14 protein-coding genes and 1 tRNA gene are annotated in these 13,279 nt (G+C 64.3%); 8 read left to right on the top strand and 7 right to left on the bottom strand.

From position 1 onward, the window contains the following. Positions 1-15: 15 nt before the first annotated feature. The 7 genes from CR157_RS20510 to CR157_RS20480 form a co-directional block, all read right to left on the bottom strand. Entirely contained in the window at positions 16-414 is a 399-nt protein-coding gene (locus tag CR157_RS20510; protein WP_146218740.1) for a hypothetical protein, read from the bottom strand. Continuing rightward, positions 414-668 (bottom strand): hypothetical protein, encoded by a 255-nt coding sequence (locus CR157_RS20505; protein ID WP_110285382.1) that lies wholly within the window; start codon positions 666-668, stop codon positions 414-416. Before CR157_RS20505 ends, CR157_RS20510 begins: the two co-directional genes overlap by 1 nt. Next, positions 665-838: a hypothetical protein gene (locus CR157_RS22700; RefSeq protein WP_181422129.1), complete on the bottom strand. Its 174-nt coding sequence runs from the start codon at positions 836-838 to the stop codon at positions 665-667. The genes CR157_RS20505 and CR157_RS22700 overlap by 4 nt, the downstream gene beginning before the upstream one ends. A gap of 338 nt (positions 839-1,176) precedes the next feature. Next, positions 1,177-1,500: a hypothetical protein gene (locus tag CR157_RS20500; RefSeq protein ID WP_110285381.1), complete on the bottom strand. Its 324-nt coding sequence runs from the start codon at positions 1,498-1,500 to the stop codon at positions 1,177-1,179. Between the two features lie 13 nt (positions 1,501-1,513). Further along, positions 1,514-1,867 (bottom strand): hypothetical protein, encoded by a 354-nt coding sequence (locus CR157_RS20495; protein ID WP_258364246.1) that lies wholly within the window; start codon positions 1,865-1,867, stop codon positions 1,514-1,516. Positions 1,868-1,971: 104 nt separating this feature from the next. Then, positions 1,972-2,880, bottom strand: a complete 909-nt coding sequence (locus CR157_RS20490) for a hypothetical protein (RefSeq protein ID WP_146218739.1) — start codon at positions 2,878-2,880, stop codon at positions 1,972-1,974. A gap of 633 nt (positions 2,881-3,513) precedes the next feature. After that, positions 3,514-4,956: a site-specific integrase gene (locus CR157_RS20480; RefSeq protein WP_110285378.1), complete on the bottom strand. Its 1,443-nt coding sequence runs from the start codon at positions 4,954-4,956 to the stop codon at positions 3,514-3,516. 352 nt (positions 4,957-5,308) lie between these two features. Between CR157_RS20480 and CR157_RS20470 the strand changes: the two genes are divergently transcribed. The 8 genes from CR157_RS20470 (at position 5,309) to rpoB (ending at position 13,278) form a co-directional block, all read left to right on the top strand. Further along, a tRNA-Trp gene (locus CR157_RS20470) sits at positions 5,309-5,384 on the top strand. Positions 5,385-5,456: 72 nt separating this feature from the next. After that, positions 5,457-5,825: a preprotein translocase subunit SecE gene (gene secE, locus CR157_RS20465; RefSeq protein ID WP_110285377.1), complete on the top strand. Its 369-nt coding sequence runs from the start codon at positions 5,457-5,459 to the stop codon at positions 5,823-5,825. Positions 5,826-5,833: 8 nt separating this feature from the next. Then, complete coding sequence (nusG, locus tag CR157_RS20460) at positions 5,834-6,367, top strand: transcription termination/antitermination protein NusG (protein ID WP_110285376.1); 534 nt, start codon at positions 5,834-5,836, stop codon at positions 6,365-6,367. Positions 6,368-6,602: 235 nt separating this feature from the next. After that, positions 6,603-7,034, top strand: a complete 432-nt coding sequence (gene rplK / locus CR157_RS20455; RefSeq protein ID WP_102626767.1) for a 50S ribosomal protein L11 — start codon at positions 6,603-6,605, stop codon at positions 7,032-7,034. Between the two features lie 2 nt (positions 7,035-7,036). Further along, positions 7,037-7,729, top strand: a complete 693-nt coding sequence (gene rplA / locus CR157_RS20450; RefSeq protein ID WP_110285375.1) for a 50S ribosomal protein L1 — start codon at positions 7,037-7,039, stop codon at positions 7,727-7,729. Between the two features lie 274 nt (positions 7,730-8,003). Next, on the top strand, positions 8,004-8,507 hold the full coding sequence (gene rplJ, locus CR157_RS20445; RefSeq protein ID WP_110285374.1) for a 50S ribosomal protein L10: 504 nt from the start codon (positions 8,004-8,006) through the stop codon (positions 8,505-8,507). Between the two features lie 90 nt (positions 8,508-8,597). After that, the gene (gene rplL / locus CR157_RS20440) at positions 8,598-8,969 is read left to right on the top strand and encodes a 50S ribosomal protein L7/L12 (RefSeq protein WP_110285373.1); all 372 of its coding nucleotides are present in this window, start codon (positions 8,598-8,600) and stop codon (positions 8,967-8,969) included. A 232-nt stretch (positions 8,970-9,201) separates the two neighbouring features. Further along, positions 9,202-13,278: a DNA-directed RNA polymerase subunit beta gene (rpoB, locus tag CR157_RS20435; RefSeq protein WP_110285372.1), complete on the top strand. Its 4,077-nt coding sequence runs from the start codon at positions 9,202-9,204 to the stop codon at positions 13,276-13,278. Position 13,279: the final 1 nt, after the last annotated feature.

The following is a 13,279-nucleotide window of genomic DNA, read 5'->3' as shown; positions in this document are numbered from 1 at the left end:
CTTCCTCTTCTGGTGTCACTGCCCTGCGTTGGGGCTGTGGTGTTGTGAGCGCGGGGACGGGGTGGGTGTGCTGGTTGCTGTGGGCCGGCGGGTGGCAGAAAGGGCGCCGAGCTGGTCCCGGACAGCTGCCCGGGCGGCATCCTCCCAGGGGCCGGGCGTGCTCAAGGCGTAGCGCGTTGCCAGGTGCTGCTGCCAGGCAGGGTCGCTGTTGTGCATGCCCAGCAGCTCGAGCACCCGGCGCACGCGGCCGATCCGGACCCACTCACTGGCCTGGCGAAGCGTGGCCAGCTGGCTGTCGGGATGATCGTCGTGATACTTGGCGCGCCACTGACGGCCGTTGTTCCAGCGGATCAGCTCAACATCATCGGCCGCCTGGGCGAGGGCCTGGGGCAGGGCGGGGGGAGGCGTCGTCATCATTGCGGCCTCCTGCCGTCGTAGGCCGCAGCAAGCGACCGCCGCTCATCGCTGGTGAGTTCTCGCCGGTGCCTTTCCTTGCGAGCGGCAAGGCACTCTTCGATCTCCTGCAGGCTCCAGCCGTCAGCCCATAGGATCAGGGCCAACCGTGTTTCCGGGAGCAGTTCGCGCTGGCGCGGGGGCTCTCGGTCATCGGCCGCCGAGGCGCGTGTAGCTTGCCGGAGGTCGGACTGCTCAAGGCGTGCGAAGGTCATGACACCACCTCCTGCTCGCTTGCGCGGGCTTCCAGGTGGCGGGCCTTGGCCATGCGGGCGTTGTAGCGGTTGAGGCGTACGGATGTGCTGGAATCAGCGAACAGGGCGGCACGGGCGCAGGCGCGATGGTAGGCGGCACGCGCAGACGGATTGCGGGTAGGGAATATCATGGGTAGAGCTCCTAGAGTTGAGGAGCCATCCCCGACTGTCGCCAAACAGTGCTTGGGGGTGGCTGTACGCAGGTTGGCGAACCGGCACTCTAGGAAACCGGCAGACCCGGAGGTCTCCCACGAACAGCCACCATAGACGCGATGGGCAGGCATGAAAAAAGCGCCTGTTTCGCGGTGGGCGCTGGTGCGCCTAGAGTTGATCGGGTCGCCAAACCCGGCCACGGATTTTGCCGTGACGCTTGAAGCGTAGACCGGTGCTATAGGCGAGGTCAATACTTGGTGGCCACTATGGGGGTGACTGGAACGCTCACCCCTTGCAGGAGCGATCAACGACAGCATCAGACTGTCTCACTGCACGGTTCGACGATGCTGCCTTCCTCTTCGCTCTCCTCCCGCATGCGCTCCCAGGCGGCCAACTGGTGAGCGGTGGCCTCACGGCCGCTCTCGTCGAGCCAATACACCTTTGCCCAGTAGTGTTCGCCGTGGGTGTTTGTCATCTTGCGTGGCTCACGGCAGACCGGAATGCCCAGGTCGCGCTGGATGGTGCTCACGCTGGTGTTGAAGTAGCGGGCACCGATCTCGCGCTCAGCTCGCTGGCAAGTGGTGCTCTCGACCTCGTAGAGGTGCCGGAGGGCGCGCTCGAGTACGGTGGGGCGTGACATGATGGCGACCTCCTCAGTGGTCAGCGGCAGACGCGCCGGCCAGTGCGGCGGCGGTGGAGGGGAAGGCTCTGGATTGCTCGAGCCACGCGGTCACATCGGCGAGGCGGTAGCGGACTTGGCGTCCACGCTTGACGAACACCGGAGCGGAGCGGCCGAGTAGCGTGCCCGAGCGGCGTGCGTCTCGGCCAGTCCGGGGGCTGCATGGGATCAGGTAGGGAAAGACCTGCTGCTCGCTCAGCTCGATCAGGTGCGGCGCCAGCCCGGCGCGCTGGGCTTCGAGGATCTCGGCCAGCACCCGGCCGCGCTGGGTGCGGTAGGCTTCAGGGTTGGTGGTGGGGGTGTCGCTGGACTGCGTATTGGTGGGCATGTTAAGGCCACTCCATACCGTGGTTGACGTTCACGGGTACAGGGTGGCGGGCGGCCTTGCCGGCATGTAGCACTACAAAACGATGCAGAGTGTTTTAGATATTCCTAATCTTTCTTGCGATGCGGCTTGATCTTGGCTACCTCCCATAACTTGGCTATGACCAGCCGTAGATTTCCGCTCGCATCAAGGTTGCCCCTTAGTAAAGTTTCATCCAGTCGCTTGCGCACTTCCCGAACCAGCGTTTCACCTGTAAAGCCGTACTTCTCTGCAATCGGCTGGCACGTTTCCCGGTCAAAGGGATACTTATCGGCGCCATGCTTTTCTCGGAGGTCGATAAACTCATTCACTGCCTGCTGGCGCTTTGCCAAACCATACTCATCTCGCTTTCCCTTGTGCATCAGCAAGTCATGTTTTCCATACTCGCCTGGATAGCGGTCGCGCCTGTCCAGATAGCGCGCAGCCATTTCGGCCAGAGTGGCCAGTTCTTCCGGCTGCAAAAGGTGGTATCGACTATGCCCCATCAAAGCGGGGTCATAACGCTTGCCGCTGACTTCCTCAAAGGCGAATAGCAGCTTGCCTTTTATCGCTCCATGCTCACGAACGCGGCGGTTGCGTTCCATGCAGGCTGCGCCCTTTTCTGCGGTCGCTCTGCTGTGCGCCTCGTCCAGCGTCATGCCAGTGGTACTAGCCAAGTATAACCTGAGCGTATCGAGCATCTCGGCTTTCGTATCCGCACCATGCGGCGCTTCCATATCCAGCAGCAGCCGGGCGGCACTATTTTGCCGCTCCAAGTAGTCGCCCAGCCGGTCAAGCACGCTGTCCAAGTCGGCTTGAATCGCCTTCAGTTCGTCATCGTATCGCTTGCCCTGGTCGCTATATCCGCACTCTCGGTCATCGGGGACTTGGGTACGGTGGACGAGAACAGGCTCTCCATCGCGGATTACGTAGTCTCCGCCGGAACGGCGCCCCTTGCGGCGTTCTAAACCGCTTAGCGTCGGCTTGTCGTCTGGCATGACTCACACTCCCCAGTGTGATCCCCAGGAAGGTGAGCTGGCGAGCGGTGGGGAAACCGCTGTTCGGCCCGTCGGCCTAGCCAGCTGGTCTTCATCGTCGCGCAGATCGGCCGTTGTGCCAAGCCTGGGCCCAGGCGAGTCAATGCTGATGTATGGCAGTGCGGTGTCAGTCCCTGGATGGGGGCGCTGGTCATGGCAGAGGTGCGAGCCGGAGGAGCGAGCCGAGCGCAGCCCGCCAGGACGGGGGATACAGCGCCAGCAGCGGGCCGGAGGGGGGGGGAGCTACTGGCTCGGCGGGTACTCCTGCCGGGTGTGGGCACGCTGACCACCTCGACCCCGGTCCCGGGCCGCGGTAGATGATCGGGTAGTTCGGGTGGGCGACGATCTCCTGGGTACCAGGCAAGCGCCATAGGTAGAGGCTGCCTGTACCCACTGTATCCACTCCCTTTTTAGCGGTTACAGCGGGAATGGATACAGGAAAACCGATCAACCATGCGGCTTAGAGAAGAATGTATCCTTTGTATCCACTGTATCCAGTATATATAAGGGGGTTTCCTTTTTTCGCTGCCCCTCAGCAGCAGCACCCGGACAACCTCTTCCTGGTCAGTGATTACGGTGGCCCGCCGCGGGGTACTAGGCCTGCCCCAGCTGGGATCCGCGCGAGGTGGCGGGCTCGCCGGTGCCGGTGCGCGACTCGGGATGGCCGGCGAGCAGAGCCTGGTAGTCCCGGCCGAACTGGTTCACGAACTCCCGCTTGTGGTCGGGCGCCAGGTGGCCGTAGTGCTCGATGGTGGTCTGGATGTCGGCGTGCCCCATCAGCCGACTGACCGCCAGCAGGTCGGCGCCCTTCATGATCAGTTGGCTGGCGAAGTTGTGGCGCAGGCTGTAGAGCTCGAGGTCGGCGGGCAGCGGCCGGGGGATGTGATTCTCCTTGGCCAGGCGTGCGGTGTGTTCCTTGATGCGCCGCCAGTGCCGATTGATGGCGGTGTAGTCGTAGCGCTCTCCGGTCTTGGGGTTGGCGAAGACGTAGCCGGTGGCCGGCTCCCCTTGCTGGGCATGCCAGGCCTTCAGCACCGCCACCGCCTCGGGCGAGATGGGGAAGGTCTGTGGCTCCGGACGCTTGTGGGCGATCTTCTCGATCACCTTGCGAACGGTGGCGAAGGTCAGGTTGACGTGCTCCCAGCGCAGCCCGTGCAGATCTCCCGGGCGGAAGCCGGTGTAGAACATCAGCAGGATCAGCGGCGGCGCATAGTCAACATAGACAACGCCATCCAGGTCGGGCAGCCAGGGCTTGCCGTGGTAGCGGCTGCGTCGGCGATCCTCTCGGCGCTGTTCCTGGTAGGTCTCGACGCCGGCGAATAGCGCGACCACCTCCTGGTTTTCCAGGTACCGCCGGGCAGTGGTGGCCTCAGCCAGCTCCTTCTCGGTGAGGGCCGGCCGCTCCAGCTTGACTCCCTTGAGCGGGTTGGCGTCGATCGTCCCGCGTTCAGCAGCATGGTTCAGCAGCGTCTGCATGGCGCCATAGGCACGCTGGATGGTGCTGAAGGCCAGCTTTCGCTTCTCCATAGCCGCTTGCCAGCGCTCGACGTCGGTTCGGGTCAGCGATCCCAGCGGCTTGGTCATCCAGTCGGCGAACTCGCGGCGCAGCGTCTGGAGGGTGGCCCTCCCGCGCTTGCGCCGGTTCTGGTACAGCTCATACGGCCCAGCGAGGTAGGCCACCAGGGTTTGCTGCTCCTGGTCGCGGGCATGCTCTTTGGCCGCCTGGCGTTCGGCGAGCGGATCATCGCCCTGGTAGGTCGCAGTCAAAGTCTCGTGCGCCAGCTTGCGGGCCTGGTCGGCCGTCATGGCCGGGTAGCGGCCCAGCGTGATGGTGCGTTCCTTGCCAGCGGTGTTGCGGTAGGTCAGGCGCCAGCTGGTCGCCGACTTGCGGCGGATCAGGTGGAAGCCGCCCAGCAGGGTATCCCAGAGCCGGTCCGAGGGGCTGGCGTTGGCGTGGAACTCCGAGGCGGCACGGGCGGTGATCTTGGCCTTGTGGCGAGCCCCGGGCCGGGCCTGCTGGGAAGGGGTGGTGTTCATGCGCCAGCTCTCCGGGTCAGTAATGGGTCAGTAAACGGTAGGATAAACCAACGACAACGCCGTGTATTAGTCGCCACGGAGTTATGTTCTATATATCTGATTTGGCCCCGCTTTTCGTCGGAGGTTGACGCCGGTGGTCGTTGCTGTATCATGCCCGCACACCCTTGGTAAGGGTGAGGTCGACGGTTCAAATCCGTCCATGAGCTCCATATCGAAAAGGCGAGCCGCGGCTCGCCTTTTCTCTTTCTTTCCTGTGTCAGCAGGGAAGGGGTTGCCAGGTAGAGCGGCTTTCGCTATCATGGCGCCCGCTGTCGTGCAGGCCGCTCGCAAAGGGCGGTTGCGGAGCAGGTACAGGCCAGTAGCTCAATTGGCAGAGCAGCGGTCTCCAAAACCGCAGGTTGGGGGTTCGATTCCCTCCTGGCCTGCCAGCCTTCCCCAGGCTGGCGTTATTTCATATACTTTCATGTTTCGATTGCCGCGCCCTGAGGAGTCTCGTTTTCATGAAGCATAGCGCCGAGGTGCAGGAGTCGCGCCACGACGGGCTCAAGTGGGCGGTTGTCGTCACTCTGCTGGTCCTGGCCGTCGTCGGCAATACCTACTTCGCCGATCAGGCGCTCCTCTACCGCGTGCTGGGTGTCGTCGCCCTGAGCATCGTGGCGGCGCTGGTCGCCCTGACCACGACCCGGGGGCGCGAGCTCACCGAGCTGGCCAAGAGCGCGAAGAAGGAGATCCAGCGCGTGGTATGGCCGACGCGCCCGGAGACCGTGCAGACCACGGGCATCGTGCTGGTGGCCGTGCTGGTGGTCGGTCTGATGCTGTGGCTGATCGACACCCTTCTTGGCTGGGCGATGTCCGGCGTCATTGGTTAGGAGTTTCCATGTCCAAGCGTTGGTACGTCGTGCACGCCTACTCCGGCTTCGAGAAGCATGTCATGCGCTCGCTGATCGAGCGCGTGAAGATGCATGGCATGGAGGAGCGCTTCGGCGAGATCCTCGTGCCGACCGAAGAAGTCGTCGAGATGCGTGATGGCAAGCGCCGCAAGAGCGAGCGCAAGTTCTATCCCGGCTACGTGCTGGTCGAGATGGAGATGGACGATGCGACCTGGCACCTGGTCAACGAGACCCCGCGCGTCATGGGGTTCATCGGTGGGACCAAGGAGAAGCCGGCGCCGATCACCCAGAAGGAGGCCGATGCCATCCTGCGTCGGGTGAAGGACGGCACCGACAAGCCGCGTCCCAAGACCCTGTTCGAGCCGGGTCAGTCCGTGCGCGTGGTCGATGGGCCCTTCGCCGACTTCAACGGCGTGGTGGAAGAGGTCAACTACGACAAGAGTCGCCTGCAGGTCAGCGTGCTGATCTTCGGTCGCGCGACCCCTGTCGAACTGGAATTCGCGCAGGTCGAGAAGGAATAGCCTCTCGGCCTGACGTTTGCGATGCGGCCCCGGGCGGGCCGCGTAACCCGGGGAGCCGCAAGGGGGACGCTGAACAAATTGGCGAGCGGGATGAAGCGCAAGGCGCACGCAGCGCAGACACCGGAGCCTATGCGGTACTAGGTGAGGATGTCGAGCAGCGCGTAACGCAGCGATTCGCCCGCGCAGACATTTGAGCAGTGTTTCCCGAGGCGCTACTACCCAACTGGAGTCAATCATGGCCAAGAAAGTACAGGCTTACATCAAGCTGCAGGTCGCAGCTGGCAAGGCCAATCCGAGTCCCCCCGTGGGCCCCGCGCTGGGTCAGCACGGTGTCAACATCATGGAGTTCTGCAAGGCCTTCAACGCGGCCACCCAGGACATCGAGCCGGGTCTGCCGACTCCCGTGGTCATCACCGTCTACTCCGACCGCAGCTTCACCTTCGTCACCAAGACCCCGCCCGCCGCGGTCCTGCTGAAGAAGGCGGCTGGCATCAAGTCCGGCTCCGGTGAGCCGAACAAGAAGAAGGTCGGTACCGTGACCCGCGAGCAGCTCGAGGAGATCGCCAAGACCAAGGAGCCGGACCTGACGGCTGCCGATCTCGACGCCGCGGTGCGTACCATTGCCGGTAGCGCCCGCAGCATGGGCCTGAACGTGGAGGGTCTCTGATCATGGCTAAACTGTCCAAGCGCGCCAAGCTGATCCAGGAAAAGGTCGACACCACCAAGGTGTACTCCCTCGAGGAAGCCGTGGCACTGCTCGCCGAGCTGTCCACCGTCAACTTCAAGGAGTCCCTGGACGTCGCCATCAACCTGGGCGTCGATCCGCGCAAGTCCGACCAGGTCGTGCGTGGGGCTACCGTCATGCCCAACGGTACCGGCAAGGACGTGCGTGTCGCCGTCTTCACCCAGGGTGCCAACGCCGATGCCGCCAAGGAAGCCGGTGCCGATATCGTCGGCATGGACGACCTGGCCGAGCAGGTCAAGAAGGGTCAGCTCGACTTCGACGTGGTCATCGCCTCGCCGGACGCCATGCGCGTGGTCGGCCAGCTGGGCCAGATCCTCGGCCCGCGCGGCCTGATGCCGAACCCCAAGGTCGGCACCGTGACCCCGGATGTCGCCACCGCGGTGAAGAACGCCAAGGCCGGCCAGGTGCGCTTCCGTACCGACAAGAACGGCATCATCCACACCACCCTTGGCAAGGTCGACTTCGACGCCGCCGCCATCCAGGGCAACCTGGAAGCGCTGGTCGCCGACCTCAAGCGGCTCAAGCCGAGCACTTCCAAGGGTATCTATTTCAAGAAGGTGACCCTGTCCACCACCATGGGCCCGGGCATCACCGTCGACCACTCCGCGCTGGTCTGAGCGGCGGTTCGACGGCAACAGGCAAGAACTTTGCGGTCCCCGTGCATGGTTGCCGAACGTGCCGGCGGGGCACCGTCAAAGACCGCAGGCGCCGCCCCTCCTCGTGAAGGGCGGCTTAATCTTCCACCGGGAGGCCTGCGCAGATGGTGTGCCGCCAGATATCTGGTGAGCACCATCACCCAGGACTCCCGCCCCGACGCTCGAGCGCCGGGGCGGGAGAGATGGTAACCACCGGAGCCCTCGTTCGAGGTTCCGGCACGAAGGAGTGATCACTGTGCCACTAGCACTCGAAGGCAAGAAGGCGATTGTTGCCGAGGTCAGTGCAGCCGCCAAGGACGCTCTCTCCGTCGTAGTTGCCGACTCTCGTGGCGTCGCGGTCAGCGCGATGACCGACCTGCGCAAGCAGGCCCGCGAGAATGGCGTGCAGATCCGTGTTGTGCGCAACACCCTGGCACGCCGCGCCCTGTCCGGAACTCCCTGGGAGATTCTGGACGAGACCTTCTCCGGTCCGACCATGCTGGCCTTCTCCTACGAGCACCCGGGCGCTGCCGCCCGCCTGTTCAAGGAGTTCGCCAAGGGTGAGAAGGACTTTGAAGTCAAGGCGCTGGCCTACGAAGGTGAGCTGATTCCGGCAAGCGACATCGACCGCCTGGCAACGCTGCCGACCTACGATGAGGCGATCGCCAAGCTGATGTCCGTCATGAAGGAGGCTTCTGCCGGCAAGCTGGTTCGTACCCTCGCCGCGCTGCGCGACCAGAAGCAGGAAGCCGCCGCCTGATCAGGCGAACTCCTGCGCGCAGTCCGAATCGAATATTGAATCCTCGAGCTCTCGGCCGACCGAGGCTCCCGCAAAGTTAGGAACCTGAAAATGGCACTGACCAAAGAAGACATCATCAACGCCGTCGCCGACATGTCCGTCATGGAAGTCGTCGACCTGATCGAAGCCATGGAAGAGAAGTTCGGTGTCTCTGCCGCTGCCGCCGTCGTGGCCGGCCCGGGTGGTGGTGAAGCTGAAGCCGCTGAAGAGCAGACCGAGTTCGACCTGGTGCTGACCGCTGTCGGCGAGAAGAAGGTCAACGTGATCAAGGTCGTCCGCGAGATTACCGGCCTGGGCCTGAAGGAAGCCAAGGGTGCCGTCGACGGCGCACCGGCGACCATCAAGGAAGCCCTGTCCAAGGACGATGCCGAAGCGGCCAAGGCCAAGCTGGAAGAAGCCGGCGCGAGCGTGGAGCTCAAGTAATCCTTGTGCCCATGGCTTCACGCGCTGCGTAAGCTTCCACGGCTGGTGGCGGGACACCCGCTGCCGGCCTTTTTCTGTTGTCACTGGCCTCTGCATGAGCAGAGCCGCCAGCCGAATTCCGAAGGCGAGCAACCCGACGCGGTGCTTGCCTTCATCGCCTGACGGAGCCGCTCCCGTCGGGTGGCGCCGACCACGCATCGGTCACCCATGGTGAACAAGCTGGGGAATACAGATGGCTTACTCATACACTGAGAAAAAACGCATCCGCAAGGATTTCGGCAAACTGCCCCAAGTGATGGATGTGCCCTACCTGCTGGCCATCCAGCTTGATTCCTACTACGACTTTCTCCAGCAGGACCGCTCTCCCGAGGAGCGCCTCGAGATCGGTCTGCATGCGGCCTTCAAGTCCGTGTTCCCGATCGAGAGCTTCTCCGGCAATGCTGCCCTGGAGTACGTCAGCTACCGCTTCGGCACCCCGGCCTTCGACGTCAAGGAGTGCCAGCTGCGAGGCGTCACCTATTCGGCTCCGCTGCGTGTCAAGGTTCGCCTGATCATCTACGACAAGGAGTCGGCGCACAAGGCCATCAAGGACATCAAGGAGCAGGAAGTCTACATGGGGGAGATCCCCCTGATGACCGAGAACGGCACCTTCGTCGTCAATGGCACCGAGCGGGTCATCGTCTCCCAGCTGCACCGTTCACCCGGCGTGTTCTTCGACCATGACAAGGGCAAGAGCCACTCTTCCGGCAAACTGCTCTATTCCGCCCGGGTGATCCCCTACCGCGGCTCCTGGCTGGACTTCGAGTTCGACCCCAAGGACAGCGTCTTCGTGCGCATCGACCGTCGCCGCAAGCTGCCGGCCACGGTGCTGATGCGTGCGCTCGGCATGAGCGCCGAGGAGATCCTCGACGAGTTCTTCGAGACCAGCACCTTCCACATCGAGCAGTCCGGCTTCTCCGTGGAGCTGGTGCCGTCGCGGCTGCGTGGCGAGACCGCCACCTTCGACATCAAGGATGGCGAGGGCAACCTGATCGTCGAGGAAGGCCGCCGGATCACCCAGAAGCACATCCGCCAGCTGGAGAAGGCCGGTCTCGAGCGCCTCGAGGTGCCGATGGAGTACCTGTTCGGCAAGACCCTGGGCAAGGACCAGGTCGACCCGAACACCGGCGAGCTGATCTGCTCCTGCAACAGCGAGATCACCCCGGAGCTGCTCGAGAAGCTCGGCCAGGCCGGCATCACTACCCTCGAGACGCTCTACACCAACGATCTCGACTGTGGCCCCTTCATCTCCGACACCCTCAAGCTGGACACCACCGGGTCCCAGCTCGAGGCGCTGGTCGAGATCTACCGCATGATGCGCCCTGGCGAGCCGCCCACCAAGGAAGCCGCCGAGACCCTGTTCCACAACCTGTTCTTCACCGAGGACCGCTACGACCTCTCCGGGGTCGGCCGCATGAAGTTCAACCGTCGCCTGCGCCGCGACGCCGATACCGGCTCCGGCGTGCTCGACCAGCGCGACATCCTCGACGTGCTCAAGGAGCTGATCAACATCCGTAACGGCTTCGGTGAAGTCGACGATATCGATCACCTGGGCAACCGTCGTATCCGCTGCGTCGGCGAGATGGCCGAGAACCAGTTCCGTGTGGGCCTGGTGCGCGTCGAGCGTGCGGTCAAGGAGCGTCTCTCCATGGCCGAGAGCGAGGGCCTGATGCCCCAGGACCTGATCAACGCCAAGCCGGTGGCGGCGGCGGTCAAGGAGTTCTTCGGCTCCAGCCAGCTCTCCCAGTTCATGGACCAGAACAACCCGCTCTCCGAGGTCACCCACAAGCGCCGCGTCTCCGCGCTCGGCCCGGGTGGCCTGACCCGCGAGCGCGCCGGCTTCGAGGTGCGTGACGTCCACGCCACCCACTACGGTCGCCTGTGCCCGATCGAGACCCCGGAGGGGCCGAACATCGGCCTGATCAACTCGCTCGCCACCTACAGCCACACCAACAGCTACGGTTTCCTCGAGACCCCGTACCGCAAGGTGGTGGGTCGCCAGGTGACCGACGAGGTGGTGCACCTCTCGGCCATCGAGGAGGGCGACTTCATCATCGCCCAGGCCTCGGCCACCGTGGACGAGTCGGGCAAGCTGGTCGACGACCTGGTGCAGGTCCGCCACAAGGGCGAGACCACCTTCATGCGCCCCGAGCAGGTCACCCTGATGGACGTCTCGCCGCGCCAGGTGGTCTCCGTGGCGGCGGCGCTGATCCCGTTCCTCGAGCACGACGACGCCAACCGCGCCCTGATGGGCTCCAACATGCAGCGTCAGGCGGTGCCGACCCTGCGTGCCGAGAAGCCCCTGGTGGGGACCGGCATGGAGCGCTTCGTGGCGCGTGACTCCGGCGTCTGCGCCGTGGCGCGCCGCGGCGGCGTGATCGACTCGGTCGACGCCAAGCGTATCGTGGTGCGCATCAACGAGGACGAGATCATCGGCGGCGAGGCCGGCGTCGACATCTACAACCTCACCAAGTACGTGCGGTCCAATCAGAACACCTGCATGAACCAGCGCCCCATCGTGCGCCCCGGCGACGAGGTGGCGCGTGGCGATATCCTGGCCGACGGCCCCTCCGTCGACATGGGCGACCTGGCGCTGGGCCAGAACATGCGCATCGCCTTCATGCCCTGGAACGGCTACAACTTCGAGGACTCCATCCTGCTCTCCGAGCGGGTGGTCCAGGAAGACCGCTTCACCACCATCCACATCCAGGAGCTGACCTGCGTGTCCCGCGACACCAAGCTGGGGTCGGAGGAGATCACCTCCGACATCCCCAACGTCGGTGAGTCGGCGCTGGCCAAGCTCGACGAGGCGGGTGTCGTGTATATCGGGGCGGAAGTCGGACCGGGCGATATCCTGGTCGGCAAGGTCACGCCCAAGGGCGAGACCCAGCTGACCCCGGAAGAGAAGCTGCTGCGGGCGATCTTCGGCGAGAAGGCCTCCGACGTGAAGGACACCTCGCTGCGCGCCCCGACCGGCATGCGCGGTACCGTCATCGACGTCCAGGTGTTCACCCGCGACGGCGTGGAGAAGGACTCCCGGGCGCTGGCCATCGAGCAGATGCAGCTCGACGAGGTGCGCAAGGACCTGCAGGAGACCTACCGCATCGCCGAGGACGCCACCTTCGAGCGCCTCAAGCGCACCCTGTCCGGCCAGCCGGTCAATGGTGGCCCCGGGCTGAAGAAGGGCGACACCCTCTCCGACGACTACCTCGAGGAGCTGCCGCGCCAGCAGTGGTTCAAGCTGCGCCTGCAGGACGAGGCGCTCAACGAGCTGCTCGCCCAGGCCGACGAACAGCTCGAGAACCGTCGCAAGGAAATGGACGAGCGTTTCGAGGACAAGAAGCGCAAGCTGACCCAGGGCGACGACCTGGCGCCGGGCGTGCTGAAGATCGTCAAGGTCTACATGGCGGTCAAGCGGCGTATCCAGCCGGGTGACAAGATGGCCGGCCGCCACGGCAACAAGGGCGTCATCTCGGCGATCATGCCGATCGAGGACATGCCCTTCGACGACAACGGCGAGCCGGTCGACGTGGTGCTCAACCCGCTGGGCGTGCCGTCGCGGATGAACGTCGGGCAGATCCTCGAGACCCACCTGGGCCTGGCGGCCCGCGGCCTCGGGGTGAAGATCGAGGCCATGCTGCGCGAGGCCCGCGACCAGCAGGTCGGTCAGCTCCGCGAGTTCCTGGGGCAGATCTACAACACCGAGGGCACCCGCATCGAGGACCTCGACTCGCTGACCGACGACGAGGTGATCGCCCTGGCGAAGAACCTCCAGGGCGGCGTGCCGATGGCCTCGCCGGTCTTCGATGGCGCCAAGGAGGGTGAGATCAAGCATCTGCTCAAGCTGGCGGACCTGCCGGATTCCGGCCAGATGACCCTCTACGACGGCCGCTCCGGCGACGCCTTCGACCGGTCGGTGACCGTCGGCTACATGTACATGCTGAAGCTCAACCACCTGGTGGACGACAAGATGCACGCGCGTTCGACCGGCTCCTACTCGCTGGTCACCCAGCAGCCGCTGGGCGGCAAGGCGCAGTTCGGCGGCCAGCGCTTCGGCGAGATGGAGGTCTGGGCCCTGGAAGCCTACGGCGCGGCCTACACCCTCCAGGAGATGCTCACGGTCAAGTCCGACGACGTGGAAGGGCGTACCAAGATGTACAAGAGCATCGTGGACGGCGACCACACCATGCAGGCGGGCATGCCGGAATCCTTCAACGTGCTGGTGAAGGAGATCCGTTCGCTGGGCATCGATATCGAGTTAGAGAGCTAGG

The sequence above is a fragment of the Halomonas sp. LBP4 genome (genome assembly GCF_003202205.1).
GTDB lineage: Bacteria > Pseudomonadota > Gammaproteobacteria > Pseudomonadales > Halomonadaceae > Halomonas > Halomonas flagellata.
The sequence above is the reverse complement of the archived record's forward strand: the minus strand, read 5'-3'. Positions and strand labels throughout refer to the sequence as shown.

Bases quoted from the DNA above. Each gene is read 5' to 3' on its own strand.
- rplK (WP_102626767.1), top strand. From the start codon at position 6,603: ATGGCCAAGAAAGTACAGGCTTACATCAAGCTGCAGGTCGCAGCTGGC.
- CR157_RS20505 (WP_110285382.1), bottom strand. From the start codon at position 668: ATGACCTTCGCACGCCTTGAGCAGTCCGACCTCCGGCAAGCTACACGC.
- CR157_RS20495 (WP_258364246.1), bottom strand. From the start codon at position 1,867: ATGCCCACCAATACGCAGTCCAGCGACACCCCCACCACCAACCCTGAA.
- rplL (WP_110285373.1), top strand. From the start codon at position 8,598: ATGGCACTGACCAAAGAAGACATCATCAACGCCGTCGCCGACATGTCC.
- CR157_RS22700 (WP_181422129.1), bottom strand. From the start codon at position 838: ATGATATTCCCTACCCGCAATCCGTCTGCGCGTGCCGCCTACCATCGC.
- CR157_RS20490 (WP_146218739.1), bottom strand. From the start codon at position 2,880: ATGCCAGACGACAAGCCGACGCTAAGCGGTTTAGAACGCCGCAAGGGG.
- secE (WP_110285377.1), top strand. From the start codon at position 5,457: ATGAAGCATAGCGCCGAGGTGCAGGAGTCGCGCCACGACGGGCTCAAG.
- CR157_RS20480 (WP_110285378.1), bottom strand. From the start codon at position 4,956: ATGAACACCACCCCTTCCCAGCAGGCCCGGCCCGGGGCTCGCCACAAG.
- rplA (WP_110285375.1), top strand. From the start codon at position 7,037: ATGGCTAAACTGTCCAAGCGCGCCAAGCTGATCCAGGAAAAGGTCGAC.
- nusG (WP_110285376.1), top strand. From the start codon at position 5,834: ATGTCCAAGCGTTGGTACGTCGTGCACGCCTACTCCGGCTTCGAGAAG.
- CR157_RS20510 (WP_146218740.1), bottom strand. From the start codon at position 414: ATGACGACGCCTCCCCCCGCCCTGCCCCAGGCCCTCGCCCAGGCGGCC.
- CR157_RS20500 (WP_110285381.1), bottom strand. From the start codon at position 1,500: ATGTCACGCCCCACCGTACTCGAGCGCGCCCTCCGGCACCTCTACGAG.
- rpoB (WP_110285372.1), top strand. From the start codon at position 9,202: ATGGCTTACTCATACACTGAGAAAAAACGCATCCGCAAGGATTTCGGC.